The organism is Kyrpidia tusciae DSM 2912 (genome assembly GCF_000092905.1).
In the GTDB taxonomy this organism is placed as follows: domain Bacteria; phylum Bacillota; class Bacilli; order Kyrpidiales; family Kyrpidiaceae; genus Kyrpidia; species Kyrpidia tusciae.
The window spans coordinates 193,670-220,625 of sequence record NC_014098.1; the positions used below are offsets into that span (position 1 = coordinate 193,670).

Genomic DNA, 26,956 nt, shown 5'->3' on the forward strand with positions numbered 1-26,956 from the left:
GGGGACGGCTCTGGGCGCCGACAAGGCGGCCGGTGTCGTCCCTTTGCGTTTTTGTCCAGAACCGACTACGATGAGGGCGGATCGGGCTTGTTCCGTTCTGAGAGGCCCGACATCAAAGGTGCGGGAGAAACATATGCGAAGTGCGGTGGCGGGGGGTGGCACGGGTTGATCGTGGCTGTAGGTGTGGATGTGGTGGAGATGGGCCGCATCCGGGAGAGTCTGAGGAGGCGGGGGAACCGCCTGGCCGAGCGAATCCTGGGGGCGGCGGAGAAAAAGCAGTATGCGGCACGGCGGGACCCGGTTGCATTCTTGGCGGGGCGCTTTGCCGCGAAGGAGGCGGTGGCAAAAGCGCTTGGAACGGGGATCGGGAAGGTGGGATTTCAAGAGATCGAGATTGCGGGGGGCCGGGGGGCCCCCGAAGTGCGACTGTCCGGGAAGGCGGCGGAGGTGGCGGGGGAGCGTGGGATTGTCAAATGGCACCTGTCCCTTTCCCACGGCAGGGAGACGGCGGTGGCGTTTGTTGTAGCAGAAGGTGTGGGACATCGGGAAGCAGACTGATGGAAGCGGCGGGGATGGCCGCAGAGGAAGATAGATGGCCGCGGTTGCCCCGTATGGAGGAGAGGAGCAAGCCGATCGACTGGAGCCCGCTTCGGGCGGCGGGTAGTGGTTGTCCCGTATGGAGGAGAGGAGCCCTGGCATCCTTGTACATAAGTGCGGACCGGGACGAATATACCTGTGATGCGGAGGGAAACGCCGTGTATCTGGTCTCGAATGCGGAGATGCGCAGGTTGGACCGCTATACCATCGAGGAGGTGGGGATTCCCGCCATCGTGCTGATGGAGAATGCCGCTGCGGGTGTGGCGGAGTGGGCTGCGGAATTGACGCCTGAGGGCGGGCGCATTGTGGTTGCGGCGGGCAGAGGAAACAACGGCGGCGACGGACTGGCGGCCGCCCGGAGATTGGCTTCCCGGGGATTTTCTGTCGACGTGTGGCTGGGCACATCCCCAGACCGCTTGACGGGGGAGGCGGCGATCCAATGGCGGGCGCTGCAACACTGGCCGGTCAACGTCCACGTGGATGATGGGAGTTCCGATTGGCGCGAACTGTGGGAGGGGGCCGATCTGATCGTGGACGCCCTCCTGGGCACGGGCCTGTCGCGTCCTGTGGATATCCGTTTGGGCAGGGTGATCGACGGGATCAATGCGTCAAACCGCCCGGTGCTTGCCGTGGATCTGCCCAGTGGTCTGGACGGGGATACGGGTCGAATCATGGGGACAGCCATCCGGGCCAGGTGGACGCTGTGTCTCGGTTGGGCAAAACGGGGGTTGGTGATGGGAGAGGGCCCCCGGTGTGCGGGGGCCTGGAGGGTATGGGATATTGGTCTCGCCCCGGAGGGCCCGGAGCGGCTGGGAGCGAACCGGGTTCGACTGATTCAAGAGGAAGAGGTTCGGACGTGGATGCCGAGACGGCCGTATGACGCGAATAAAGGTCACTATGGCCATCTTTTGGTGATGGCCGGGCACGGGCGCATGTGGGGGGCCGCCCTGATGAGCGCCGTATCCGCTTATCGGGCGGGAGCGGGCCTGGTCACCGTCGCAGTTCGCGGGGATGCAGTCCCGCCGTGGCTCGGGATTCATCCGGAATTGATGACCGCTTTTTGGAATCTCCCCGAAGAGGCGCCGGCCTTAGTGGAAGGCAAGCAAGCTTTGGTGGTCGGGCCGGGTTTGGTGAGATTTGACGGGGATGTGCCCTGGCTGAAGGCGCTTCTGGGCAAGGTTCGGTGTGCCGTGGTGGACGCCGGGGCGTTGGAAATATGGAAGGAAGCGATCGAAGGTGGTTGGCGTCCCGCCGCCCGGGTGGTGGTGACCCCACATCCCAAGGAGATGGCGAGGCTCACGGGATTGGACACCGCGGAAGTGCAGGCAGACCGGATCGAAGTCGCCCGCCGGGTGGCGCGAAGCTGCGGGTGTACGGTGGTGCTCAAGGGCGCCTATACGGTAGTCGCAGGGGAAGACGAAGAGGTGTGGGTAAACCCCACGGGGAATCCCGGCATGGCCACGGGCGGCACCGGGGATGTGCTGGCCGGGGTGATCGGGTCACTTCTCGCTCAAGGATTGCCGCCGGGCCGGGCAGCGGCAGCCGGGGTATACCTTCACGGGTTGGCCGGCGATCTCGCGGCCCAGGCCGAAGGGCTGGCGTCCATGGTGGCGACCGACGTGATCGCCCAGTTGGGGCCGGCGATTCGACAGGTTGTCGAAAGAGGGTGAAGCATCTGGCGGACACACCCCCCTCTTCGACATATTTCCCGGGAAATCGACCATGGGTGTGAAGGAGGGGGGTGGTGGCCATGCGCAGGATTCGAGCAGCCCTTTGGACGGTGGTGTGCGTTTTGCTGTGGATGGTGGTGGCGGGGTGCGGGCGGACGGAGGGCAGTGTGCTGAACGATCTCAGGAATTTGCGCGACAGTCTCAAACATTACCGAAGTGTGGCCGTGATGAACGTCAAGACCCAGGGTCTGGAGCAAGTCTATCATATTGAAACTTGGTATCAAGCGCCGAGTTATTATCGGATTCAGCTAGCCGATTCCCGGGGGCAGGTCCAGCAGGTGGTGATCCGCAATGATCAGGGGATTTACATTGTGAGTCCGCCCCTGAAAAAAAGTTTTCGGTTTAACGGCGATTGGGCGGATAACCAGGGTCACCTGTATCTATTCGGGTCGGTGATCGACCGCATCCTGCAGTCACCGAGCCGCACGTACACCCGGGAAAAGGGGACGGTGACCTTCGATCTCACGATGAAACCAGATAATCCTCTGATCGGGAAACAGCGGGTGATTCTGGATGATCGGACGCTCTATCCGAAACAGATTGCGTTTTTCGACCGCCAGGGCCGTGAATTGGTCACGGTGCAATTCCAACAGTTCGATCCTGGGGCCACCTTCAAATCGTCCGATTTTGATCCCCAGCAGGCATTGGCACTCGGCCCGAAAGATGAACCCACATGGGCTTCCGGACCTTTCGGCGTGATTGAGCCGACCTGGCTCCCTCAGGGGTGGAGCAGAACGGAAGTCCAGGACAGCGGCGGCACCGTTATCCTTCGCTATCGGGGAGGGGCCGAGGGGCTGACCCTTACGGAGGCGCACCCCATCCGAACGGAAACGGCGCTGCCCGGGCGGGCGGAATTGTGGGACCTGTTTGGCGTCCCCGCCGTGGTGACCGAGGGGAATGTGCGCACCATGTACTGGACCCGGGACGGGGTACAATTCGCGATGACGGGATCCTTACCTCCGGAAGATATGGCAAGAATCGCTATATCCACTTTCGAGGCGTCGGGCAAATGACCGGACTCCATTAATGGAACCGGCCTGCGGGATCCTGATTGGTCGAAGCGGAGTGTAACGAGTCCGGTCTGTCCCCGATTTCCCCCGGGGGCCGGGATGCGGCGGTTTCGGTAGAACTGACGGTGTTCGTTCGCTCCTCCGGCCGCTGTTCGGGATGGTTCGGATGAGGGCCCGAAGGGGGTTGAGGGTCCTCGTAGTAGGGGTTGAGGTGCACGAGAACTTCCCGAACCTCGGGATGGCTGCTCATAATGGCTGCTTTGACCTGCCGGATGATGTCGTGGCCCTCTTGGATCGTTTTATCTGCGGACACCGCCGCCCGAACGTCGACCAAGACGTAGGGGCCGTGGTTTCGCGCCCGCAGGCGGTCCACCCGGCGAATTCCCGGCACGGAGGCCACGAGGGAGCGAAACTCCGCCAGCAGGTCGGGCTCCACGTTGCGCTCCATCAATGAATGAAGGGATTCGAGGCCCATGCGATACGCCATCCGGACGATCATCAACCCGACGCCCAGCCCGGCGATGGGGTCGGCGTAGATCAAAATGGGGGCGTTTAAACGGTGTCCGGTGACGGCGGCGGCGATTCCGATGATGGCGGCCCAGGAACCCCAGATATCCGAACGGTGATCTGCCGCCAAAGCCACCAGGGCCGGACTGAGCAGCCGCCGCCCGAGGGCCGCCGTGTAGCGGTACAGGATTTCTTTGAGGATCAGCGAGCCCGCCGCTACCCACAGGGCGGCCATTTCCGGGGCTACGGCCGGGGCCAACAGTGCCTGCCCGGAGGAATACAAAATGTTCAAGGCGGCGAGAAAGAGCACGATGGCGACGAAGGCGGAGGCGACGACCTCCGCCTTCCCGTGACCGTAAGGATGGTCGGCATCGGCCGGGCGATTCGACACGGCCAAGGCACCCAAAGCTGCGACGGAAGCGACGGCATCCGCGGCGGAGTGAATGCCGTCGGCAAACAGGGCCTCACTGCCGGCCAGAATACCTACGATGGCTTTAACGACCGTTAAAAGGATGTTGGCCAAGGTGCTGACCCAACCGGCGATTCGGCCGACACGGTCCCGGTGTTCTGGCGTCAACGGAGTCTGCGGCCGGGTCATGGTGTTTCACCCACGGCAAAGAGTTGTGGACGGTGGCGAAAGATTTTCCTGAAGGAAACCACAAGAAAAAGACCTTCGGCGAACCGAAGGTCCTGGCTGTGCCCGGGGGGTGACCATCGAGCAGCGTTCGTGATGGGGTGAAGCGATCCCATTGTTCGGCAACTGATCATCGGCAAGGTCTCCTTCTCGGTGAGGTGCCACGCGCAAGGCATTCACACTCGTTCAAATCCGGCGAGATGATCGACGTATCGGTTTTATGGTAAGGGGGATCGGCCTTGGCGTCAACCTGTAGCGCTGGGGCTGCCGGTGAAAGGGGCGACCTCCATCTTCGACCATCGTTGACTTTCGACGAAATGTGGGGAGGATTTTGCCGGTCTGCGTCGAATTGAGTAGACAGATCCACAACGCTCGCGCTAGGTCTTTCTTCAGTTTCCACGGGCTGGTATACCCTTTTGTGTATTTTGACATACTTGGGGTAGACCGCTATAATACTCCTCGTGACGGATGGCGAGTGTCCCGGAGGTGCTTGGGTTGTCCGAAACAAAGCGGATTATGATTAGTGTTCCGAGTCACCTGCTCCAGGAAGTCGACGGAATTGCAGAAAGAGAGAATTCCAATCGAAGCGAGGTCATTCGCCAAGCGATGAGATTGTATTTGGAAGAGCGTAAAAAGGAACGCATTCGCGAGTTGATGCAGCGGGGTTATGTGGAGATGGCGAAGATTAACCTTTATATTGCGTCGGAGGCGTTTTACGCCGAAGAGGAGGCGGGTTCGACCCTAGATCGACTAGTAAGCGGGGTGTGACCCGTGAACATCAAGCGAGGGGATATTTTTTTTGCGAATCTATCCCCGGTGGTCGGTTCTGAGCAAGGGGGCTTCCGGCCGGTATTGGTGATCCAAAACGATATCGGAAACCGGTTTAGCCCGACAGTCATCGTCGCGGCAATCACCGCCCAGATTCAGAAGGCTAAGCTGCCCACCCACGTGGAGATTGATGCGAAGACCTACGGCCTGGATCGGGATTCGGTCATCCTCCTGGAACAGATTCGCACCATTGATAAGCAGCGGTTGACGGATAAGATCACGCACCTGGATGATGAGATGATGAGCAAGGTCAACGAGTCGCTCATGATCAGCCTGGGGTTGATCGATTTTTAGGGGAAAAAACGGGCAGGGCGTTTCGACGCCCTGAATTTTTTTGCCGGGAGGGGCGCACATGGGGAGCAAAGAGGAGTCACAGATTCGGGATCTGGCCTTGGCACCGGAAGGCCGGCGGAAGATCGACTGGGCGGCGGCACATATGCCCCTGTTGAATACCTTGAGGGAGCGGTTTGAGAAGGACGTTCCTTTTCGCGGGTTGAAGATTGGGATCTGCCTGCATCTCGAGGCAAAAACCGCTTACCTGGCCGAAGTGATTCAAGCGGGTGGTGCCGAAGTGACGGTGGCGGCGAGCAACCCCTTGTCCACCCAAGATGACGTGGTGGCCGCCCTGGTGGACAAGGGGATCTATGCCTTCGCGAGGCACGGTGCGGACGATGCCGAGTACGGTGCCCACCTCCGGGCTTTGCTCGATCGGCATCCCGACGCCCTCATCGATGACGGGGGAGATTTAGTGGGGACCCTCCACCGGGAGCGGCCCGAACAGTTGCCCGAGATCATCGGGGGGTGTGAAGAAACCACAACGGGAATCCTGCGCCTTCGGGCTCTGGAGCGGGAGGGGGCATTGGCGTTCCCCATGATCGCCGTGAACGATGCGTATTGTAAATACTTATTTGATAATCGCTACGGGACCGGGCAATCGGTGTGGGATGGGATCATGCGTACCACCAATCTGGTCGTTGCCGGGAAGACGGCGGTAGTGGTAGGATATGGATGGTGCGGCAAAGGAGTTGCCATGCGGGCCAAAGGGCTCGGGGCCCGTGTGGTGGTGTGTGAAGTCAACCCCATTAAGGCCATTGAAGCGATCATGGACGGGTTTGCGGTGATGCCCCTGGTGGAGGCCAGTCGAGAGGCGGACTTCGTGATCACGGTCACCGGCAACCGGGGCGTGGTGGGAAAAGAGGCGGTGGCGGAGATGAAAGACGGGGCCGTCTTGTGTAACGCCGGGCATTTTGACGTGGAGATCGATAAGGAGGCGTTGGGGGAAGCGGGGCCACCCCGGGAAGTGCGGCGAAATGTCCAGGAATATCGGCAGAGGGATGGCAGGCGTCTGTATCTTCTCGCTGAAGGGCGGCTGGTGAACCTGGCTGCCGGAGACGGACATCCGGTGGAGGTCATGGACATGACCTTTGCCCTTCAGGCTCTGTCGTTGCGGCGCATCGTGGAGCAGGGCCGCCAGTGGGAGCCGCGGGTCTACCCGGTGCCTGAGGACATCGATCGGGAGGTGGCCAAGTTGCGCCTGGCCACTTTGGGGGTGCGAATTGATCGCCTCACGGAACAACAGGAGCGGTATTTGCGCAGTTGGAACCTGGAATAAGGCGCACGCCGGGTCTCTGGCCCGGCTGGGCTGCGAAAAGATCGGACTATTCATGAAACAACGCCTGTTCGATAAAGAGGGGGAGGAGATCATTGCTGCCGGGATTCATAGAATGGCAGCGAGATGCGGGCTTCGGAGGATCTGGGAGGTGAGCGGATGAAGCCGTGGATCGGTGTGACGGCTTCCCTGCAGACCGGGAACGGGGATCTCCCCGGCACATGGGTGGCGACGGAGTATACGGACGCCATACTGGCGGCGGGAGGGGTGCCGGTGATCCTCCCTTTGGGGGAGGCGGCAAGCCAAAACCCGGGGCAGTGGCTCGAGCGGTTGAATGGACTGATGCTGACCGGGGGCGTCGACGTGGATCCGGCGTATTTTGGCGAGGACCCGGCACGGGGGCTGGGGGAAGTTTGTCCCGAGCGGGACGCTCTGGAGTTGGCGCTCGTGGAAGCGGCGCTCCTTCGGGATCTGCCGGTTTTGGCGATTTGTCGGGGGATGCAGGTGATGAACGTGGCCGCGGGGGGGACGTTGTACCAGGATCTCGCGACCCAGGGCAAGAACGCCCTCCAGCACCGCCAGCGGGCGCCCCGCTGGCACGGTTCGCACCGGGTGGAAATTGTGCCCGGGACTCGTTTGGCGGAAATCCTGGGGCGGTCCGAGGCCCGGGTGAACAGCTTTCATCACCAGGCGGTGCGGGATGTGGCCCCGGGGATGCGTGCGGCGGCGAAAAGCAGCGACGGGCTCGTGGAAGCGATGGAGAGTCGCCGGCACCGGTTCGCGGTCGCCGTCCAGTGGCACCCCGAACACATGTGGCGCAAAGATCCGGCCCAGATGCGATTGTTTGAAGCGTTCGTGCAAGCGGCCGCCGGGAGGGAGTCGGAGGGCGGGGAGTGACGCCTGCAAAATCGAGGGGCCGGCAGATTCGGCCCGGCCCCGAAGAAGTGCGCCATCCAGCCCGTTTCCTCGGGAGATGGCGATGCGTTGATCTTCCGGAATGAACTCGGCCGCGAGGAAATCTTCAAATATCTTCGTTCCAGGACCCGTGGCGTGCGACCATGCGTCCACCGTTTTAACATACAGAATGAGACACGTTCTCAGTGAGACACATTCTCACACAAAAACAGCCTCCTCCTCTCTGCAACCCACCGCCTTGTCGGCACATTCAGGGTGAGGGGCGCGCGACCCTCGATATTTTAGGAAAGGAGAGGTGGCCATGGTACAGCCCAACCCGAATAGCGTCTCTCTGGTTCTGGTTTACCAGGTGGGGACGACCCCGACGGGGGACCCGGTCCTTCGCCGACAGACCTATCGGGGGATCAAACCGGGGGTGTCGCCGGACAACCTGTACGCCGCCGCAGAACTGATCGCCGGCCTGCAAATCCACCCGGTGTACGAGGTGGACCGCTCGGAAGTGGACGAACTGTTGAAGCAATGACCCAGTGACCAAGCCAGGAACAGGAGGTGAATCCCTTGACGAAGACCACTTTGGAATTGCGCTTTCAAAACACCTCAGGGGGCACGGTCCGCCTGGCGGTCCCCGACCCCAAGCAGCCCATCGACGAGGCCGCCGTGCGGGCCGCCATGAACCAGTTGGTCAGCCTCGGCGTGTTCATCTCGATGGGTGGGGATTTGGTGCGGCCTGTGGAAGCCAGGCTGGTGACCACGACCCAGGATGTGTGGGACATGACCGGGGCCGGAGTCTGACGCCCGTACGTGCCCGGGGCCAGGGCCGGGAAGTTGCCCGGCCCTGGCTCGCTTTATTCCATGCCCTCTCGCCAGTGTCTCATCCGTGGACAGTCAATCAAAAAGGTCCTCGAAAATGTCAAACACACGCCTCTTCTTTTTTCTTTTGTCGTACTCCCCGTAGTGGTGGGAATGCATGTCCGGACGCTTTTCGTCATGCCGGCCATGCTCCCGCTCGGCTTCATCCAACCAGCGGTTAAACGGATCGCGAATTTCTCGAACTTCGCCCAGGATCTTGTCCAACTCGCCTCGGTCGAGCCACACGCCTTTGCAGCTCGGGAACACGTCGATCAACACGCCGTACTTTTCGACCTCTCGCATTCGCACGTTGTCACAGACCGGACAGTTCATCCCCATTAACCCCTTTCCGTGGTGTGCGGCGGGCAAAAAAGCCGTCGCCCGCGGATGGTTGCCGGCGCCCGCCAGCGGTCAGACGATCCGGCGAAGAGGGTGGACGCTTTTATTCTATCGTTTTTTATAGACCCGCCGCCAGAGCAGGGCCAGGGCCGCCCCTGCGACGAAAATCCAAAGGATGTGTGACCGAACTGCTCTGAGCACTTCTTCCCACCGGTGCCCGAGTTGGAACCCGAGCAGAATCCACGTGCCCGCCCAGGCCGCGAACCCCAGAGTGCTCCACCACAGGTAGGAACCGGCCGGGATCCCGCTCATGCCGGCGATATAACTGCCCAGCGCCCGAAATCCCGGGAGAAAGCGCCCGAATACCAACATGAGCGGCCCGTAGTGATGGACCACCCGGTGAGCCCAGGGCCACGCATCGTCTGGAACCACCCGGAAGAACGTGAGCCATTTCTGCGCGGAAGGTCCGAGCTTTCGCCCGGCGGCAAAGGCCATCAAACTGCCGCCCAGACACCCCAGGGTGCCGGCCAGGGAAAGGTGCCAGAGTACCATGTGCCCCCGAGAGGCGAGAAAACCGTAGAATGCCAAGACGGCGTCCCCCGGGAAGGGAATACCGAGGCCCTCGATGATCATCGCGGCGAAAAGCCCAAAGGGGCCATATTGGATCAATTGTTCCACAGCCCCGTTCCACCAGTCACCCACGTCCCTCGCCCCCCGCCCTTATCTATACGCGGACGGGTCTCCCCGCTAGGACAGCCGTCCGGGGATTTCTCCCGGCAGGAGCACCCCCGGGGCGCCTTCCTTCAGCGCCCCGCCCGAAGAGAGAAAACGAGAAATTTCGGGCGGTTGATGAGGGGGACTTACCCGGTCAAAGGGGACGAAGGGTGCATTCAATAACATCGGAGGCCGAAAGGAGGTGTCGACACATGTACGACGGCGGCGTATTCGGTCCGGCCACCCGTTGGGCCGTGGTGTTCCTGATCATCTTTGTGTTGTTCTTCCTGCTGGTTCCTTGGGGGACCTGGTGAGGAGCATGGGGAAGGCCAAGGCCGGCGGGGGGCCCGCCGGCCTTCGCCCGAGGCGGACAAGCCCCTTGAGGGAGACTCCAGCGGCCGGTCACGGTCTGGCGAGCGTCAGCCCTTGCACCGACGATCTGCGGGGTGGTACGCTGTACATAATGAGTGGAGAACGGAGGGCCACAATGGCGTCCTGGCGGGCGGATTTGTTATTGTTGATGGTGGTGGCAGTTTGGGGGAGCACATTCGTTGTGGTTCGGGACGCCGTCGCTGAAATGGGAACCATGGGAGTTCTGGCGTCGCGGTTCACGGTCGCGGCCCTGGCCCTTGGAGTCTTCGGGTTCAAATCTGTCCGCACGGCCCGCATATCGGAGATCCGGGCGGGTGTCGCCGTGGGTCTGGCGTACTTTCTGGGGTTCGCGCTTCAAACGGCCGGCCTCGCATCGACCACGGCTTCCAAGGCGGGATTTATTACAGGGCTATCCGTGGTGGGGGTTCCCTTCATCGCTTATCTGGTGTGGAAGGTCAAACCCAGCGTCGACGCCGTGGCTGGCGTGATTTTCGCCACTGCGGGCCTGGCTTTTTTAAGTCTGGCCGATGTTCGGGGCGTGGGAATCGGCGACTTATTGGTCCTGGGGTGTGCCGTGGCCTTCTCAGTCCAGTACCTGCTCGTTTCCCACTTTAGTGTGCCATGTCGCATTGTCCCATGGACGTTCTACCAGCTGGTCACAGTGGCGCTATTGAGCCTGATGGGGAGTGCACTGTCCGGTACCTCCCCGCTGCCCGCCAGCACCCGGGCGTGGTCGGCGGCACTATTTCTCGGCCTTGTGGCCACCGCTTTGGTGACGGTGTTGCAAAACATCGGCCAGCGCTACACAACGGCCACCCGGGCGGCGCTGATATTTTCCCTCGAGCCGGTCTTTGCGGCGATATTTGGCCATTTTATTCAAGGCGATCAATTGACCGGCCGCATGGCGATTGGCGCCGCGCTGATCCTGCTCGGAATGATCACCGCCGAACTGCAGTGGGTCACCCATTGGCGCCTTCGGCGGGAAGAACAGCGGATGATCACAAGGTAACACGGACGGATTGCCCCGCGGTTTGGGCGGCTTCGGCGACACGGGCCGCCTTTTGCGGAGGGATGCCGGCCCCGGGCCACGGGGTTGGACACCGATCGGTGGCGAGAAACGGGAAAGGGCGGAGTTTATCGATGGCCAAGTTTCGGGAAAGCGATTTGATCCGACAATGGCAGACCCGGGTCCCGACCCCACGCCCCGAGACAGTGATGGGAATCGGTGATGATGCGGCGGTGTTGGAGCCCCAGTCCGGCGGACGGCTGTTGGTGTCCACGGACATGATGGTGGAAAATGTTCATTTTTCCCTGGAATGGATGACCATTCGGGAAGTGGGGTTTAAGGCGGTATCGGCGGCGGTGAGCGACATTGCTGCCATGGGCGGTGAGCCTCGGCACATTCTCGCCAGTGTCGGGATTCCGGCCGGTGTCCAGCTTGAGGACGCGGATGCCTTATATGAGGGAATTGGGGAGGCCTGTCGATTGTACGGCCTGGACATGGTCGGCGGGGATACGGTGGCGTCGCCGGCGGGATGGGTGATCGATATGGTGGTCCTGGGTTTGGCGACAGATCGAGTCCTCACCCGGGGCGGAGGCCGTCCCGGGGACGTGCTCGCGGTCACCGGTTATCTGGGCGGGGCCGCGGCGGGGCTCGACTGGCTTCGGGGCGGGGGACAAGCGGTGGTGACGACCCCGGACGAGCGCTGGGTGTTGTTGGACATGCACAGGAGGCCTCTCGCCCAGGTGGAGGCGGGCCGGATCCTGGCGCAATCGGGGGCCACGGCCTGTGATGATGTCACCGACGGCTTGGCGGCGGAGCTTCGGGCGCTCAGCCAGGCCAGCGGATATGGATGTTTTATCGAAAGCCAGCGCATTCCCACTCACCCGGCGGTGCGCAACTACGCCCTGAGGAGAGGGAAGAGTCCCGTGGACTGGGCGTTGTTCGGAGGGGACGACTATCAATTGGTTTGCTGCATTCCCCCCACTCGGTTTGCCGCCGCCCAGGCGGGGTGCATGGCAGCGGGAGTCATGCTCACGGTGATCGGCCGAGTGACGGAGGATCCCGCGCTGTTGTGGCGCTCTCCCTCGGGCGTGGTCGAAGAACTGCCCGACGGCGGGTTTGACCATTTTGCGGGAGAGGGGGAGGAGTATGGGCGCGGGGGTTGGTGAGCCGCCGCTGACAGAGCGGGGGACGGCGGATCTGGAAGCTTGGCGCACGACGACTCGGTCTCCGGGAGAAACCCGGGCCTTGGGGCGATTGTTGGGCAAGATGGCGAAGCCTCAGACCTCGGTATGCCTCTTTGGAGATCTGGGAGCGGGCAAAACCACTTTTGTCAAGGGATTGGCCGAGGGCCTGGGGATTTCCGGGCCGGTAACCAGTCCGACCTTCACGATTGTGTCCGAGTACCAGGGACGGTTGCCGTTGTACCACGTAGATGTCTACCGGCTGGGGGAGGCGGCGGCAGAAGAACCCCTGGGGTTGGAAGAATATTTTGAAGGAAATGGGGTGGCGGCGGTGGAATGGGCGGAATGGGTGGAACCCCTTCTGCCCGACGACCGTCTGACCATTCGGATCGAGCGCGCCGGGGAGGCGAACGCCCGGGTGGTTGAGATGGCGGCCTCGGGTCCCCGGCATCGCGCCTTGCTCCGGGAGGTGATTCGGCGATGGTCCGACTGGCAATCGACACCGCGACAGCAGCCTTGAGCATGGCGGTGGAGGAGTCGGGAAGCATCCTGGCGGAAGCGGTGCTACAGCTGGGAAGGGATCACTCGGTGTACATTCTACCCTGGCTGGAGAGGGTGTTGGCCGGGGCCGGGAAAGGACCGGCCGATCTGAACCGGGTCGTTGTCGGAGTGGGGCCCGGTTCTTACACAGGGGTCCGGGTGGGGGTGACTGTGGCGAAAACCCTGGGGTGGGCACTGGGGATTCCGGTGGTGCCGGTGTCCACTTTGTCGGGCTTGGCCGGGCGCGGGCGATTCTTTGACGGTGTGGTCGTGCCGATGGTGGACGCTCGGCGGGAGCGGGTATACGCGGCCTGGTTTACCGGGGGAAGGAAAGGCGGTGTGGTGAGGGAGTCTCCGGATCGAGTGTGGCCGGTGGCGGAGTTGGCTGAGCGGCTGGCTGAAGACGGGCGGGCGGTGCTCGCCTTGGGGGATGGCGGGATGAGGTATGCGCCGATATGGAGAGAGCGGCTGGGAGGCCGGTTGCGGCTGGCGCCGCCGGACCAGTTCGGGGTCCGGGCTGCCGATTTGTTGGCCGCCGAGGAAGCGTCCGGTGACCAAGGCCCTCTTCTTGGCAATGCGGTTCACGGGCTTGTGCCCCAATATCTTCAATTAGCAGAGGCGGAAGCGCGATGGCGGGATCGTCAGCACTGATCATTCGTCCGATGCGCACCACCGATCTCGACCGCATTCAGGAAATTGAACGGGCCTCGTTTACAGTGCCTTGGTCCCGGAACGCCTTCTACGGCGAATTGGCGGACAACCATTTTGCCCGATACATTGTGGCCCAGCGCGGGGATTTGGTGGTGGGTTATGCGGGGATGTGGCTCATTCTCGATGAAGCGCACATTACGAACATCGCGGTTCACCCTGCGGCGAGGAGGCAGCACGTGGGGGAAACGCTGTTGCGCTATGCCATGGCCTATGCCCGAAGCCAGGGCGCCATGCGGATGACTCTGGAGGTGCGTGTATCCAACGCCCCTGCCCAGCATCTGTATCGCAAACTGGGATTTACCGCCAAGGGTGTGCGCCGGGGCTATTATACAGATAATCACGAAGACGCCATCATTATGTGGGCAGAATTGGCGCAGTTCGACGGCCGGATCGACCCGGAAGCAGAGGCGGGAGCGGCGGCCCCGGGAGACTCCGTCCCCGGTTTCGGACGCGAGGTCCGTGGCCCAGGGCCAGGGGTGAAATCGTCTCCAGGGAAGAATGATGGGGAGCGGGAGAAGAGTGCCGAGGATCGACGGGAGGGTAGGCGTCCCGGGGATGCCGGCGAAGTTTGAACGGGGCACGAGGGCTTTCGGGAACGCGAGTACGAAAGGGGTGAAACGAGGCATGGAGCGGACGATGGACGGGGCTGCGGTGGCGGGAAAAGATTCCGCTTTGCTCGGGAAGACCGGGGCTGAGGTCAGGGAGGGGGATCGAGAGAAAGGTCTCATTCTGGCTGTGGAGACCAGCTGCGACGAAACGGCGGCGTCGGTGGTGGAGGGGGGCACCCGCATCCGCTCCAATATCGTGAGCTCCCAAATCGCGATTCACCGGCGGTTCGGAGGGGTCGTCCCGGAGGTGGCCTCCCGGGGGCATGTGGAACAGATTACGGCCGTTATGGCGGCAGCACTAGAGGACGCCGGGGTGCACCCCCGGGATTTGGCCGCCGTGGCGGTCACCTACGGTCCCGGGTTGGTGGGGGCCCTGCTGGTTGGGCTCATGGCGGCCAAGACTTTTGCGTGGGTTCACGGTCTACCCTTAATTGGCGTTCACCACATCGTCGGTCACCTGTTTGCCCATCGTCTCGCCGGCGGCCCGGAACCGCCATGGCTCGCCTTGGTCGTTTCCGGGGGACATACCGAGTTGATTCATATACCGAATGACCACACCTTCGAGGTGCTGGGGCGGACCCGGGACGACGCCGCCGGGGAAGCTTTCGATAAGACGGCCAGGGCCTTGGGGTTGCCGTACCCGGGAGGGCCCCAGATCGACGCTTTGGCAAGCTCCGGGGACCCGGAGCGATACGCCTTTCCGCGTAGCTGGCTGGAGGAGGATTCGTTAGATTTCAGTTTTAGCGGTCTGAAGACAGCCGTTTTGAATCTGTTAAATGACGCCCACCGGCGCGGTGATGAGGTGCGCCCGGAGGATGTGGCGGCGTCCTTCCAGGCAGCGGTGGTGGAGGTGTTGGTGGAGAAAACTGTCCGGGCGGTTCGGAGATACCCAGGAGTGCCGGTGGTGGTGGCTGGAGGGGTGGCGGCCAACTCCACCTTGCGCCGCGAAATGGACCGCCGGGCGGAAGAAGAAGGATTTCTCTGGTCGGCGCCTCCCTTGGCTCTGTGTACAGACAATGCGGCGATGATCGCGGCGGCGGCTTGGCCTCGACTGAGTCGCGGGTGGTTTCACGGTATGGATCTGAATGCCCGGGCGAACTTGGGGCTCGAGGCCTGGGCGGCGGGAGATGGAGTGGCGGCGTTCCCGCCGCATGATCCGCCGGATGGGAGGCGTCGCCACTGAGTCACTGGGGGTTGGGGTCCGGACACGGGGGGGGATCCGTATGGACAAAGGAGCGTGGAGGCGCCGGCTGCTTCAATGGCGGGATGACCTGGGGGCCAGGGATCGCGAGAAACGGGAAGCCGCTTTGGCCGCCTGGGCGACTCGTTGGCTGGGGGGGATGCCCCCGGGGATCCTCATGGCCTACGCAGCCATTCGTTCTGAAGTGAACCTGAAATCGGTGGTGGAGTGGGCATGGAACCACGGATGGACCGTGGCCTTTCCTCGGGTGGAAGAATCCCATCGCATAAGCGCTGTGGCGGCGGACAGCTGGGAAGCGCTTTCCCCCGGGGCCTTCGGGATTCCAGAACCGACAGGGCCGGCCCTGAGTCCCGGAGATCTCGACGTGATCGTCGTGCCTGGGGCAGCTTTCGATCGGCTCGGGCGACGGCTCGGGTATGGGCAAGGATTTTATGACCGATTCCTGCCCCAGGTGCCCCAGGCTAAAGTCGTGGGCGCAGCTTTTGCCGAACAATGGGTGGATGCGTTGCCGGCAGATCCTCACGATGTACCCGTGCAGTATGTGCTGACCGAATACGGGGTGTGGTCGGTCCAAGACCGGGGATTTGTGGATCTTGGCGGCGGTACAACAGGAGAGCGGGGATAGGGGTAAGACCGGCGCCCCGGCCCCGCGAGGCGCGAGTGCTTGAAATAGCTGGATATGTTTCAAGCAACGGTAGGCTGGGAGGAAAGGGGCGACCCGGGTGGAGGCACCTCAAGACCAACCGAAAACTTTCGTCGAACACCTGGCGGAGTTGCGAAAACTCCTCATTCAAACCCTAATCGTGTTTGTGATCGCCCTGGGGGTCGCGTTTTCTTACGTGGACCGCGTGCTGGTGTGGCTGGAAATCCCCGCCGTGCGGGCCGGGCTCGGCCGCCCCATGGTCCTGGGAGCCGGGGAGGTGGTGCGGGTCTATTTTATGTTGGCGGGTGTCACCGCACTGGGGGTCACGCTTCCGTTCCTGTTATTGCAGATCTGGAGGTTTGTCGCCCCGGGTCTGACCCCCCGGGAGCGGCGGGCTGCCCTGGCTTACATTCCCATGGCTTTGTTCATCTTCCTCGCCGGGGTATCTTTTGGATATTTTTTGGTCTTTCCCACGGTGTTTCGATTTCTCATCCGTTTGGGGGCGGAGCAATTTAACGTCCAGATCACCGCGGGAAACTATTTCGGCTTCATGATCAACCTCATCGTGCCCCTGGGGCTGGTTTTTGAATTGCCGCTAGTGACCATGTTTCTAACGCGGTTAGGCATTGTGACTCCGGCTACCTTGGGCAAAATGAGAAAATACGCATACCTCGTGTTAGTGATCATCGGGGCGATGATCACCCCCCCAGACTTCGTCTCCCACCTCAGTGTCACGATTCCTATGATTCTTCTATACGAACTCAGTGTGACCGTCTCAAAATGGGTTTGGGCGAGGCGACAAAAAAATCCCGACGACCCGGTTGAAAACTGAAATGGGATCCATTAATATAGAGGGTGGCGTTAGCACTCGGGTAAAGCGAGTGCTAACAACATCGCAACGGAAACTTTACGTGAGGAGGGTCTTGCATGATCAAGCCGCTGGCAGATCGCGTCGTGATCCGTCCGGTTGAAAAGGAAGAAAAGACCGCGAGCGGGATCGTCCTACCCGATACCGCCAAGGAGAAGCCCCAAGAGGGGGAAGTGGTGGCGGTGGGCCCCGGTCGCATGGAAGAAGGGCGCCGGGTTGAGATGGAAGTGAAGGTGGGCGACCGGGTGATCTATTCGAAGTACGCCGGAACTGAAGTCAAGTACGACGGTGTCGAGTACCTGATCCTCCGGGAAAGCGATATCTTAGCCGTGCTGGAAAAGTAAGTGGGCCATAGCCCGCAAGATACTTAATTAACGGGGAGGTAACCTGACGTGGCGAAAGACATTATTTTCCGCGAGGATGCACGCCGGGCAATGCTTCGCGGCGTCGACGCTTTGGCCGATGCGGTGAGGGTGACCCTGGGGCCGAAGGGCCGGAACGTAGTCTTGGAGAAGAAGTTCGGTTCTCCGCTGATCACCAATGACGGCGTGACCATCGCGAAGGAGATTGAGTTGGAAAACCCCTTTGAGAATATGGGGGCCCAGCTGGTCAAAGAAGTGGCCACGAAGACGAACGATGTGGCCGGTGACGGAACCACCACGGCCACGGTGTTGGCCCAGGCGATTATTCAGGAAGGACTGAAAAACGTCACCGCCGGTGCGAACCCCATGGCGCTGAAGCGAGGCATTGAGAAAGCGGTTAAAGCGGCGGTGGACGAGATCGCCCGGGTTGCGAAACCCATCGAAGGGCGAGAGAGCATCGCCCAGGTGGCGGCGATTTCCGCCGGGGATGATGAGATCGGTGCTCTGATCGCCGACGCCATGGAGAAGGTCGGGAAAGACGGCGTCATTACGGTGGAGGAATCCAAGGGCTTCGGCACCGAGCTCGAGATCGTGGAAGGGATGCAGTTTGACCGCGGCTACATTTCGCCCTATATGATCACCGACACCGACAAGATGGAAGCAGTTCTCGAGGAGCCGTACCTTCTGATCACCGATAAGAAGGTCAGCAACATCCAGGAGATCCTGCCGGTGCTGGAGCGGGTCGTGCAATCCGGCCGTCCGCTGTTGCTCATCGCTGAGGACGTGGAAGGGGAAGCTCTGGCGACGCTGGTGGTCAACAAGCTGCGGGGCACCTTTACTGCCGTGGCGGTGAAGGCGCCGGGCTTCGGCGATCGCCGCAAAGCGATGCTTCAGGACATCGCGATCCTGACCGGCGGCCAAGTGATCAGCGAAGAGCTCGGCCTGGAATTGAAGAATACCTCTCTGCAGCAGCTCGGTCGGGCGCGGCAAGTGCGGGTAACGAAGGAAAACACCATCATCGTGGACGGCGCCGGAGACAAAAAAGAAATCGACGGGCGCATTAACCAGATCAAAGTGCAACTGGAGGAGACGACCTCCGATTTTGACCGCGAGAAACTGCAAGAGCGCTTGGCGAAGTTGGCCGGCGGTGTTGCGGTGATCAAGGTGGGGGCGGCTACCGAGACGGAGATGAAGGAAAAGAAGCTCCGCATTGAGGATGCTCTCAACTCCACCCGGGCGGCGGTGGAGGAAGGGATTGTCCCGGGCGGCGGCACGGCCCTCGTGAACGTCATTCCGGCCCTCGATGCCCTTACCGTGGAAGGCGACGAGCTGACGGGGGTGAACATTGTGCGCCGGGCGCTGGAAGCGCCGGTCCGGCAGATCGCGGACAACGCTGGGCTGGAGGGCTCCGTCGTGGTGGAGCGGCTCAAGAAAGAGTCGGCTGGAATCGGCTTCAACGCCGCCACCGGCGAGTGGGTGGACATGATCAAAGCCGGCATCGTCGATCCGGCGAAGGTCACCCGCTCGGCGCTTCAGAACGCCGCCAGCGTCGCGGCCATGGTTCTGACCACCGAGGCTTTGGTGGCCGACAAGCCGGAGAAAGAGAAGCCCGCGCCGAACATGGGTGGAGCCGGCATGGACATGATGTGATCCGGCGCCGGGCGCCGGAAGCGCGAAAAGGCGGGAATCCCTTGCAACCGGGGTTTCCGCCTCTTCTCATTTGGCAGCACTCATCAGGTTATGGGATGGCGGCTTATTGCGAAAGGCGAGTTGGTCCGTGACCGGGATGGTGGCAGCTGGTGTTCAGTTGTCACCTCGCACCCCTCCCGTCATCGTGGAAAACTGAGCCAAGACGGGTAGCTGTGCAGAAGAGGGGTCACGTTTACCGGGGAGGAGGCCGCATCAGTTGAACTTGGGATTAGACACACGAAATACGATCTTGGAAGTCCTGGGCATTGACATTGTGGAGGTGGGCGCGGAACGGGTGATTGCCACGATGCCCGTCACAGCGGCCACCAAGCAGCCCGCCGGCATTTTGCACGGGGGTGCCTCCGTGGTGTTGGCGGAGACCGTGGCCACTCTCGGAACATGGAACCTGATTGACCAGGAAAGTCAGCAGGCGGTAGGCATAGAGATCAACGCCAATCACATACGCAGTAAATCGGACGGTGTGGTGACCGCCACAGGTGTCCCGTTGCACCGCGGCCGATCGACCATGGTCTGGGATATTAAGATTACCGACGAAGATGGGAAATTGATCTGTGTGTCACGGTGCACGACGGCCATCCTGAACAAAAAATAGTGTCTGAAAATAAGGCGCCGAAGGCAGGGCGGGAGGCCAACCGGGGCGGTGGACTGATTAAATTCTCAAGAGGCCCGGCGCCGTCGGATATCGTGAGTTGGCTCAGTTTTCGGGTAAGGGTCCTCGGTGAATAAGCCGGGTTTTGGTGTCCCATGACACCGGACCCGGCTTTTTTTATCCCTGCCTTTGTGGACGCTCTCGCACTCTGTTTCTTCATTCGACCCGGTGGCGCCCGGCGGTGGGCTGCTGACGGTTCAGTTTTGGAGTTGGCCTACCGGCTTTGGAGCTGACGCCATCCCCAAAGCCGGGGGAAGAGTCGTATAGAGGAAATCCCGGCTTTGGTGCTGAATCAAAAGAGGAGAAAGCGAGGAAAAGAGGTCTCCCATTGAAAGCTGCCCGAAAGAACCCCCTTCGGATTGACCACCGGCCATGGACGCCTGGGCATGATGAGTTATCGATCGTATCGTCAGGTGTTCCGTGCCATGCATACACAAAAACACTTCTTTCCCCTGTGAGGCTTGATTCCAGTCCTGTACATGTGAGAAGGCAAAGGATTGTGAATAAATGTAAATCGGGGGGGGGGGGGGTTAATCACCCAAAAAAACCATTTAATAGAAATCCGCAGGCTTTCGTCTTGACGGCCAGGTCTCCTCCTTTGACCACGAAGCGTCATTACCTGGGAATCAATCCGGAAACCATCTTGGTTAAGGTCAAAGAAGGAGGATTGAATAATGTTCGGATTATTTAGGCATATCAATGTGTCGACAAAATTGCTCCTATCGTCCCTCGCCAGCCTTGTGGCCCTGCTCGCCGTGGGCATCATGGGAGGTATTAGCCTGGCGAATATGGACGCACAATTGCAAAGGATGTACAGCGGTAATGTGCTTGGTATCGAAAAAGCCGGCGACGCGGAACGAGCGGTCCGGCGTATAGCGGTGGCTTCCGCCGATTATGTGCTGGCGGATCCCGCCGACCGAAGCTCAGTGCGTCAGGACATCCAGAACTATGATGCCGACTTTGCAAAAGCGATCGAAGAATACCTGCCCATCATTGTCCGGCCGCAGGAGCGCGACATCATCAATCGCCTCCGGCAAGCCTACGGCGGGTACATGCAGGCTGTCAACCAGCTTGTTGCCGCCCAGAATTCCGACCTGGCGATGCAGGTGCTTCACCAGCAGGTCACTCCCAAGCGTACGGAAGTCAACAATGTGATTGCGGAACTGGTGCAGTCGAACGCCCAAATGGCAGAAGACATCAAAAAAGAAGCTGACGCCATGTATCGCAGAGTTCAGTTCACCTTCGTCATTGTGATCGTGGCGGGGGTTGGTCTCAGCCTGGGGCTAAATCTGCTCGTTTCCCGTACGATCACCAAGCCCTTGGCCTTGGTTACCGCGGCTGCCGGAAGAGTGGCCGAGGGCGACTTGCGCGGAGAAACCGTAACCGTCAACACCCGGGACGAAATTGGGCGGCTTACGGACTCCTTTAATCAGATGGCCGGGAACCTGAAGTCCCTGCTTCGGCAAATCGCCGACGCCGCGGAAAGCGTCGCGTCCGCCTCGGAGGAGATGAGCGCCGGCACCGAGCAAAGCAGCCAAGCTGTTGCGGAAGTCAGCCAAGCGTCGCAGGAACTGGCTGCCGGAGCCGGTCTGCAAAGCCGGAAGGTGCAGGACACCATGGCCTCGACTGAGGAATTCTCCGCGGCCATCCAGCAGATCGCCTCCACCGCCCAGCAGGTGGCGGCCGCAGCCCAAGTGACCAGCCGGCGAGCTGAAGACGGAGACCAGGCCATGCGACGGGCCGGGGCGGAAATGGACAAAATCACTACTTCGAGCAGAGAGATATCCGGGATGATTAACGAGTTGGGGAATCGGTCCCAGGCCATCGGCCAGATCGTGGACTTGATCAGCGGCATCGCCAACCAAACGAATCTCTTGGCCTTGAACGCTGCCATTGAGGCTGCGCGAGTAGGGGAGCATGGCCGAGGTTTTGCCGTGGTGGCCGATGAGGTGCGCAAGCTCGCGGAGCAGTCCGGGCAGGCGGCCCAGGACATCGCGGACCTCATCCGTCAAGTCCAGGAAGACACCTCGAAGGCGGTGGAGGCCATGGAAAGCAACGCCCAAGTGGTGGAAAGCGGTTGGCGGGTGATCACAGAAGGAGCAGGGGCTTTCCAACAAATCAAGGAGGACGTGAACAGCGTCTCCCGTCAGATCCAGGAAGTTTCCCGCTCCACCGAAGAACTGGCCAAAGGGAGCGAAGAAATCGTCAACGCGATTACGGCCATCGGTGAAATCGCACAGCATGTGTCCGAAGCCAGCCAAAGTGTGGCTGCCGGCGCCGAGGAGCAGTCGGCTTCCATTGAAGAGCTGGCATCCTCTGCTGAATTCCTGGCCAACCTTGGACAGCAACTGCAACAGGCAGTTTTAAAGTTCAAGCTGTAAAGAGGTCACGGGAACAAGTGAATGATTCTCAGGCATATCGCAGACCAGACAATCGGCCGTGTATCTGGGGCTTGAACAATCTGTGAACATTCACCGGAGCCGGTGGTTGACAGGCCGCGCATTCGGCAGTAGACTATCTTCACCGGAACCCCGCCACGGGGAGAGAGATCTCTTGGACAACGCAGGGCCCTAAGGGTCGGAGAGTTCGTCATTTCCTTATAATTACATAAGCTGGCAACGGGTGCCCGCGGCCATCGGTCCTGATGGACGTTTGGCTCGGGAAAACGGGAAGTCGGGTGGAAATCCCGCGCGGTCCCGCCACTGTAACGAGGAACTGCCTTACAAGACGCCACTGGGGAACCGGGAAGGCGTAAGGCGGTGATGAATCGAAGCCAGGATACCGGCCCGTTGCTATGAGAACTCAACCCTACGAGGCATAGGGGGTGGTTCAACGCGAGGCGATCGCGCCGCTCTTTGCGCGGTCTTCCCGGATTAATGCCGGAACCCGCGGCGACTGTCCGGGGAGCACAAGGGCAAGCTTTTGAGCGGCGGTGAACGGTCCGGATGTTTGCTAACCCCTTAACACGTTCGTGGTTAAGGGGTTTTGCTATGTCTCGATGCAAAACAGAGTGTCGAAGATTTGAGGGGGTGTGAAGATGGTCGGGTGGGGTGTTCTCATTCTGTTGATGGTCCTTTGGCTTCCGCGCCAAGCTTATGCCATGCACATTATGGAGGGCTATCTTCCCTTGGGATGGTGTCTTTTTTGGGCGGCACTGTGCCTGCCGGCACTCATCCTCGGGACTCGTTCCTTACAAAAACAAGTCGGGGACAATCTGAGGATGAAGCTTGTATTGGCGCTTTCGGCAGCTTTTGCCTTCGTGCTTTCGGCTCTCAAACTCCCGTCGGTCACAGGGAGCAGCTCACATCCGACCGGAGTGGGTCTGGGGGCTGTTTTGTTCGGTCCCATGGCCATGAGTGTCGTCGGTTGCATCATCCTCTTGTTTCAAGCCTTGCTGTTGGCCCATGGTGGCATCACGACTCTTGGCGCCAACACGTTCTCCATGGCCGTTGTCGGCCCCACTGTGTCGTATGTTGTCTTTCGCATATTCCAGAAATCCGGATTCGGGAGGGGAGTGGCCGTATTTCTGGCAGCGGCCCTGGGCGACCTCTCTACATATCTGACGACCTCACTGCAGTTGGCTTTGGCGTTTCCCGCTCCAATCGGAGGCGTGGCGTCATCGTTTTGGAAATTCGCCTCGATTTTTGCCGTCACCCAGGTTCCGCTCGCCGTCAGCGAAGGACTGCTCACGGTCATCATGGTGAACTGGGTGATGAAATACAGTCCTGAGGTGCTGAGCCGAGCGATGAACCTGCCTGAGGAGGGACACCATGAGGCATAAAAATCATCGGCGATGGGGGAAAAATGCGTTTCTCGGTTTACTGGCGGCGGCTCTAGCGGCATTGCCGCTGTTGATTCCCAGAACAGCGGAGTTTCAAGGAGCGGACGATCGAGGGAAGGAGATGGTGCACCAACTCGATCCCAACTACCGTCCTTGGTTTTCTCCCTTGTGGGAACCCCCCGGCAGTGAGATCGAGAGTTTGCTGTTTTCTCTCCAGGCAGCCTTGGGCGCCGGGGTTATCGGCTATTCCATCGGGTATCTTCATGCCCGCAGAAGGGATCGCCATGAGTCCGATTGATCAATGGGCACATGCCAACCGGTGGCGCCGGCTCCATCCGATGCAGAAAGCCCTGTTTGCCGCCGGCCTGGGAGCGGGTGCGTTTGTCTTTCCGACGCCAGTCGCGGCGATCATACCTGTGATCGCCGGACTTTTTCTGCGGTATGGAGCCGGGATCCCCGCAGCTGTATTCCTTCGATTCTTAGCGCTGCCGTTGTCGTTTTTGTCGCTCGGTGCGATTCCGCTGTTGGTTCAAGTGCAGCCTTCAGGCCCTTCCCCTCTTTGGACGATGGATGGGGGGGCCGGCTGGTGGATTGGAGTGACCGGAGAAAGCGTCCGGATGGCGGTGGCCGTGTGGGTCAGGGCGCTCGCAGTAACCTCTTCGATGTACGTCCTGGCGCTCACCACGCCGGTACCGGATCTCGTGGGCTTGTTGCGCCGCATGAAAGTGCCCGAGATTCTCTTGGAAGTGATGCACCTCATGTATCGCTATTTGTTTGTTCTCATGGAAATGGCTCAGCAAACGCATGTGGCTCAGTCCGCTCGACTGGGATATCGGTCATGGAGCCGGAGCTTGTCTTCCCTTGGTCGTCTGGGGGCGGCGTTGGCCGTCAAGAGCCGCCTGGAGGTGGAGGATCTGCACCGAACGCTGATCTCGCGGGGGTACCGCGGGCAACTGACCGTCCTGTCGCCTCCGTTTACGGTGTGTCTCAAAACCGCCGCCTGGATGGGTGCGGCGGGGGTGGGTCTGGCGGTTGCCGCCTGGGTTGTGGGGGGGCGTTGACATGGAGGAGCCGACCTTCCTGCTAGAAGGTGTCGAGTACAACTATGAAGATGGGACTCCGGGTTTGCAAGGCGTGTCGCTGGGCATTGAACGCGGGAAAAAAGTCGCTTTCCTCGGCCCCAATGGTGCGGGAAAATCGACGTTATTCCTGCATTTGAACGGGATTTTGCGCCCGTTTCGCGGTCGAATCTTTTTTCAGGGGAAGGAGGTTCGGTACGCCCGCAAAGAGCTTGCTCGGCTGCGAACCAAGGTCGGGATCGTCTTTCAGAACCCGGATCGACAAGTGGTGATCGGTCATGTATGGGAGGATGTATCTTTTGGACCGATGAACCTGGGGTTGTCCCCGCCTGAAGTTGAGGGGCGGGTGGAGGAAGCGTTGAAGGTCACGGGACTTTGGGATCTGCGGGACAAGGCGGTGCATCTCCTCAGTTACGGCCAGAAAAAACGGGTTGCGTTAGCCGGGATTTTGGCCATGAGACCGGAAGTGATGATTCTCGATGAGCCCACCGCTTCCCTGGACCCCGGGCAGGTCCACTCTTTGCTCGAATTGTTGGAGTGTTTACACCGCCAAGGGATCCAAATCGTTTTGTCGACGCACGATGTCGATTTTGCCTATGCGTGGGCGGATTGGGTCGTGATCATGCATGCCGGGCGCGTACTCGCCGAGGGCTTGCCGAAGGAAGTGTTCAGTGACACGGATATTCTGAAACGCGCATCTCTGACAAAACCTGTGCTGTGGAGGGTCTGGGAGCAGTTGAACCGAGCGGGAGTGTATGTTGGCGGGCCCCCCAGAACGGTGGAAGAATTGTCTATCCATGTCGCCCGAGCGGCGACCGATGGGCGTGCGTCCTGCGGATCATGAGGGAATCAAGGAAAGGTGCGAATCACATGTTCACCGATTCGGAAAGACAAGCGATTTACAAAGTCATCCGCACTCGCCGTGATGTTCGATCGTTTCTACCCGACCCCATTCCACAGGAAAAGATCGATCGCATATTGGAGGCAGCCCATCATGCGCCCTCGGTGGGCTTTATGCAGCCGTGGAATTTTATCTTAATCACAGACCAAGAAGTGAAAGAGCGTTTGTCTTGGGCTGCTGACAAGGAACGCCGCGCCCTTGCGATTCACTATGAAGACGACCGGAAGGATCTTTTTCTCAGTCTCAAGGTGGAGGCATTGCGGGAAGCCCCACTGACCATTTGTGTAACCTGCGATCCGACCCGGGGGGGCGATCACGTTCTCGGGCGGAACTCGATACCGGAAACGGATATTTTGTCCACCGCCTGTGCCATTCAAAACATGTGGCTGGCGGCTTGTGCCGAAGGGCTGGCGATGGGATGGGTCAGTTTTTATAAGAAAACGGATATTCGCAGTATCCTTGCGATTCCACCCCACATTGATCCAGTGGCTCTCTTGTCGGTTGGCTATACCGATCATTATCCGCCCATGCCTGTCCTACAGATGGTGGGATGGGAGAAGCGACGGCCGCTGAATTCGCTGATCTTCGAGAACAGGTGGGGCCTGATTCCGTGATGTCGACGGCGTTTGTCGCAGCATGGCACGGGTCACGCCGCCGGGAGGGGCCCGGGGAACGGCCGGGTTGGGACAGGAGCGGCCCGGGGAGGTTCCCCGGCTCCCGCACCGTCGGGTTCCGTTCAGACCGGCAGTACCCGGTTTGGCTCTGTGATACAAGGAAGGAGGGCTGTTTGCAACAAGTCGACAGCCCTCGTTTCGTTTGTTTCCCCGAAAGTCGCGAGTGGCAACATGATCGGTAAACTTGCTTGGTTTTTCCCAGACACGAACGCGCTTATCCGTTCTGCCCGGCAGGTGGGTGGACCGATACAATTCCGTCCTGATAATCGATCGCCATACCGAAGGCCTCGCCGACAAAACGCAACGGAACCAGCGTTCGACCCCCGGATACCTCCGGCGGTACGTCCAGGGTGACGTTCTGTCCGTTCACCGAAGCTGACGGATCGCCGATTTCCAAGGTGACGGACTGATTCCCGCGCCGGATTGTGACTGTCCCTTGATTCCAGTCCACCTTTGCCCCGAGGGCTTCGGCGATCTGCCGGATTGGGACAAGGGTCCGTCCGTCCCGGACGAGGGGCGGGACATCGAAAACCGGTTTTTTGCCGTCGACGAATACTTGGATATCCTTTTTGCCTACAACGTCGTACAGTTTTCTCAATTTCGGAAGAACGGTTTGATCGGCCGGCTGAGATTGTAACGCTTGTTCCAGGGCTTGAATGGCCCCAACCGCGTCGTTCAGTTTTTCCCTGATGTCCGCCAGGGCGGTCAGGATCTGCGGGTCAGCCTGATCTGAAGCCGCCGCTTCACTGAGAGCGGCCTCCGCCTGGCGGTCCGCTTCTTCGTCGGTTTTGGTTCCCGGCTGGTTTGACCATTCCTTCAGCCTGTCCACAGCGCTGCGCAGCGCGTCCACGGATTTTCCGGGTTTTCCTTCGTTCTTCTGAATATTGCTTTCGAGTGCCTGGATTGCTCGTTGGATCCCGGGGGGCAGAGATGTTGGG

30 protein-coding genes and 1 riboswitch are annotated in these 26,956 nt (G+C 60.6%); of the genes, 26 read left to right on the top strand and 4 right to left on the bottom strand.

Features of this window, described 5'->3' with window-relative positions; translation table 11 throughout:
- The first annotated feature begins 165 nt into the window (after positions 1 to 165).
- From BTUS_RS01080 to BTUS_RS01090, 3 genes are all read left to right on the top strand, one after another.
- Positions 166 to 558, top strand: coding sequence for a holo-ACP synthase (locus tag BTUS_RS01080; protein WP_013074280.1), 393 nt, complete (start codon positions 166 to 168; stop codon positions 556 to 558).
- A complete protein-coding gene (locus BTUS_RS01085; RefSeq protein WP_245543342.1) occupies positions 558 to 2,267 on the top strand; it encodes an NAD(P)H-hydrate dehydratase in 1,710 nt (569 codons plus the stop codon). Before BTUS_RS01080 ends, BTUS_RS01085 begins: the two co-directional genes overlap by 1 nt.
- Before the next feature lie 74 nt (positions 2,268 to 2,341).
- Entirely contained in the window at positions 2,342 to 3,340 is a 999-nt protein-coding gene (locus tag BTUS_RS01090; RefSeq protein WP_013074282.1) for a LolA family protein, read from the top strand.
- Positions 3,341 to 3,350: 10 nt separating this feature from the next.
- On the opposite strand, the gene BTUS_RS01095 is transcribed toward BTUS_RS01090, so the two are convergent.
- The gene (locus BTUS_RS01095) at positions 3,351 to 4,442 is read right to left on the bottom strand and encodes a cation diffusion facilitator family transporter (protein WP_013074283.1); all 1,092 of its coding nucleotides are present in this window, start codon (positions 4,440 to 4,442) and stop codon (positions 3,351 to 3,353) included.
- A gap of 504 nt (positions 4,443 to 4,946) precedes the next feature.
- Here BTUS_RS01095 and BTUS_RS01100 point away from each other — a divergent pair.
- The 6 genes from BTUS_RS01100 to BTUS_RS01125 all read left to right on the top strand — a co-directional run bounded on the left by BTUS_RS01100 (position 4,947) and on the right by BTUS_RS01125 (position 8,622).
- Positions 4,947 to 5,246, top strand: coding sequence for a CopG family ribbon-helix-helix protein (locus BTUS_RS01100; RefSeq protein WP_041303528.1), 300 nt, complete (start codon positions 4,947 to 4,949; stop codon positions 5,244 to 5,246).
- Between the two features lie 3 nt (positions 5,247 to 5,249).
- A complete protein-coding gene (locus BTUS_RS01105) occupies positions 5,250 to 5,600 on the top strand; it encodes a type II toxin-antitoxin system PemK/MazF family toxin (protein ID WP_013074285.1) in 351 nt (116 codons plus the stop codon).
- A 58-nt stretch (positions 5,601 to 5,658) separates the two neighbouring features.
- A complete protein-coding gene (locus BTUS_RS01110) occupies positions 5,659 to 6,918 on the top strand; it encodes an adenosylhomocysteinase (protein WP_013074286.1) in 1,260 nt (419 codons plus the stop codon).
- 156 nt (positions 6,919 to 7,074) lie between these two features.
- Complete coding sequence (locus BTUS_RS01115; protein ID WP_013074287.1) at positions 7,075 to 7,812, top strand: gamma-glutamyl-gamma-aminobutyrate hydrolase family protein; 738 nt, start codon at positions 7,075 to 7,077, stop codon at positions 7,810 to 7,812.
- Between the two features lie 319 nt (positions 7,813 to 8,131).
- A complete protein-coding gene (locus BTUS_RS01120; RefSeq protein WP_013074288.1) occupies positions 8,132 to 8,353 on the top strand; it encodes a DUF1659 domain-containing protein in 222 nt (73 codons plus the stop codon).
- Between the two features lie 35 nt (positions 8,354 to 8,388).
- Positions 8,389 to 8,622, top strand: a complete 234-nt coding sequence (locus BTUS_RS01125) for a DUF2922 domain-containing protein (RefSeq protein WP_013074289.1) — start codon at positions 8,389 to 8,391, stop codon at positions 8,620 to 8,622.
- Positions 8,623 to 8,715: 93 nt separating this feature from the next.
- Here the strand turns inward: BTUS_RS01125 and BTUS_RS01130 are convergent, their stop codons facing one another.
- Complete coding sequence (locus BTUS_RS01130; RefSeq protein WP_041303530.1) at positions 8,716 to 9,012, bottom strand: TFIIB-type zinc ribbon-containing protein; 297 nt, start codon at positions 9,010 to 9,012, stop codon at positions 8,716 to 8,718.
- Positions 9,013 to 9,126: 114 nt separating this feature from the next.
- On the bottom strand, positions 9,127 to 9,720 hold the full coding sequence (locus BTUS_RS01135; protein ID WP_013074291.1) for a DedA family protein: 594 nt from the start codon (positions 9,718 to 9,720) through the stop codon (positions 9,127 to 9,129).
- A gap of 499 nt (positions 9,721 to 10,219) precedes the next feature.
- On the opposite strand from BTUS_RS01135, the gene BTUS_RS01140 reads away from it, so the two are divergent.
- From BTUS_RS01140 to bluB, 17 genes are all read left to right on the top strand, one after another.
- Complete coding sequence (locus BTUS_RS01140; protein WP_013074293.1) at positions 10,220 to 11,113, top strand: DMT family transporter; 894 nt, start codon at positions 10,220 to 10,222, stop codon at positions 11,111 to 11,113.
- A 131-nt stretch (positions 11,114 to 11,244) separates the two neighbouring features.
- The gene (gene thiL, locus BTUS_RS01145) at positions 11,245 to 12,276 is read left to right on the top strand and encodes a thiamine-phosphate kinase (RefSeq protein ID WP_013074294.1); all 1,032 of its coding nucleotides are present in this window, start codon (positions 11,245 to 11,247) and stop codon (positions 12,274 to 12,276) included.
- The gene (gene tsaE / locus BTUS_RS01150; protein ID WP_083779965.1) at positions 12,257 to 12,811 is read left to right on the top strand and encodes a tRNA (adenosine(37)-N6)-threonylcarbamoyltransferase complex ATPase subunit type 1 TsaE; all 555 of its coding nucleotides are present in this window, start codon (positions 12,257 to 12,259) and stop codon (positions 12,809 to 12,811) included. The genes thiL and tsaE overlap by 20 nt, the downstream gene beginning before the upstream one ends.
- Positions 12,772 to 13,482 (top strand): tRNA (adenosine(37)-N6)-threonylcarbamoyltransferase complex dimerization subunit type 1 TsaB, encoded by a 711-nt coding sequence (tsaB, locus tag BTUS_RS01155; protein ID WP_013074296.1) that lies wholly within the window; start codon positions 12,772 to 12,774, stop codon positions 13,480 to 13,482. Before tsaE ends, tsaB begins: the two co-directional genes overlap by 40 nt.
- On the top strand, positions 13,461 to 14,114 hold the full coding sequence (rimI, locus tag BTUS_RS19140) for a ribosomal protein S18-alanine N-acetyltransferase (RefSeq protein WP_013074297.1): 654 nt from the start codon (positions 13,461 to 13,463) through the stop codon (positions 14,112 to 14,114). Before tsaB ends, rimI begins: the two co-directional genes overlap by 22 nt.
- 100 nt (positions 14,115 to 14,214) lie before the next feature.
- Positions 14,215 to 15,333: a tRNA (adenosine(37)-N6)-threonylcarbamoyltransferase complex transferase subunit TsaD gene (gene tsaD / locus BTUS_RS01165; RefSeq protein ID WP_013074298.1), complete on the top strand. Its 1,119-nt coding sequence runs from the start codon at positions 14,215 to 14,217 to the stop codon at positions 15,331 to 15,333.
- A 40-nt stretch (positions 15,334 to 15,373) separates the two neighbouring features.
- Positions 15,374 to 15,976 carry a 5-formyltetrahydrofolate cyclo-ligase gene (locus BTUS_RS01170; RefSeq protein WP_013074299.1) on the top strand — a complete coding sequence of 201 codons (603 nt, stop codon included), beginning with the start codon at positions 15,374 to 15,376 and terminating at the stop codon, positions 15,974 to 15,976.
- Positions 15,977 to 16,073: 97 nt separating this feature from the next.
- Positions 16,074 to 16,826: a twin-arginine translocase subunit TatC gene (tatC, locus tag BTUS_RS01175; protein WP_013074300.1), complete on the top strand. Its 753-nt coding sequence runs from the start codon at positions 16,074 to 16,076 to the stop codon at positions 16,824 to 16,826.
- 95 nt (positions 16,827 to 16,921) lie between these two features.
- Positions 16,922 to 17,206: a co-chaperone GroES gene (gene groES, locus BTUS_RS01180; RefSeq protein ID WP_013074301.1), complete on the top strand. Its 285-nt coding sequence runs from the start codon at positions 16,922 to 16,924 to the stop codon at positions 17,204 to 17,206.
- 48 nt (positions 17,207 to 17,254) lie between these two features.
- Positions 17,255 to 18,874 carry a chaperonin GroEL gene (gene groL / locus BTUS_RS01185; RefSeq protein WP_013074302.1) on the top strand — a complete coding sequence of 540 codons (1,620 nt, stop codon included), beginning with the start codon at positions 17,255 to 17,257 and terminating at the stop codon, positions 18,872 to 18,874.
- Positions 18,875 to 19,130: 256 nt separating this feature from the next.
- Positions 19,131 to 19,526, top strand: coding sequence for a PaaI family thioesterase (locus BTUS_RS01190; protein WP_013074303.1), 396 nt, complete (start codon positions 19,131 to 19,133; stop codon positions 19,524 to 19,526).
- A gap of 731 nt (positions 19,527 to 20,257) precedes the next feature.
- A complete protein-coding gene (locus tag BTUS_RS01195; RefSeq protein ID WP_013074305.1) occupies positions 20,258 to 21,964 on the top strand; it encodes a methyl-accepting chemotaxis protein in 1,707 nt (568 codons plus the stop codon).
- 222 nt (positions 21,965 to 22,186) lie between these two features.
- A riboswitch (cobalamin riboswitch) is annotated at positions 22,187 to 22,387 on the top strand.
- A 233-nt stretch (positions 22,388 to 22,620) separates the two neighbouring features.
- Positions 22,621 to 23,364 carry an energy-coupling factor ABC transporter permease gene (locus BTUS_RS01200; protein ID WP_013074306.1) on the top strand — a complete coding sequence of 248 codons (744 nt, stop codon included), beginning with the start codon at positions 22,621 to 22,623 and terminating at the stop codon, positions 23,362 to 23,364.
- Entirely contained in the window at positions 23,354 to 23,662 is a 309-nt protein-coding gene (locus BTUS_RS01205; RefSeq protein WP_013074307.1) for an energy-coupling factor ABC transporter substrate-binding protein, read from the top strand. The genes BTUS_RS01200 and BTUS_RS01205 overlap by 11 nt, the downstream gene beginning before the upstream one ends.
- Entirely contained in the window at positions 23,649 to 24,425 is a 777-nt protein-coding gene (gene cbiQ, locus BTUS_RS01210) for a cobalt ECF transporter T component CbiQ (RefSeq protein ID WP_013074308.1), read from the top strand. The genes BTUS_RS01205 and cbiQ overlap by 14 nt, the downstream gene beginning before the upstream one ends.
- Position 24,426: 1 nt before the next feature.
- Positions 24,427 to 25,287, top strand: a complete 861-nt coding sequence (locus tag BTUS_RS01215) for an energy-coupling factor ABC transporter ATP-binding protein (RefSeq protein ID WP_013074309.1) — start codon at positions 24,427 to 24,429, stop codon at positions 25,285 to 25,287.
- A 26-nt stretch (positions 25,288 to 25,313) separates the two neighbouring features.
- On the top strand, positions 25,314 to 25,958 hold the full coding sequence (bluB, locus tag BTUS_RS01220) for a 5,6-dimethylbenzimidazole synthase (protein ID WP_013074310.1): 645 nt from the start codon (positions 25,314 to 25,316) through the stop codon (positions 25,956 to 25,958).
- Positions 25,959 to 26,232: 274 nt separating this feature from the next.
- On the opposite strand, the gene BTUS_RS18740 is transcribed toward bluB, so the two are convergent.
- Positions 26,233 to 26,868 (bottom strand): copper amine oxidase N-terminal domain-containing protein, encoded by a 636-nt coding sequence (locus BTUS_RS18740; RefSeq protein ID WP_245543344.1) that lies wholly within the window; start codon positions 26,866 to 26,868, stop codon positions 26,233 to 26,235.
- Between the last annotated feature and the right edge of the window lie 88 nt (positions 26,869 to 26,956).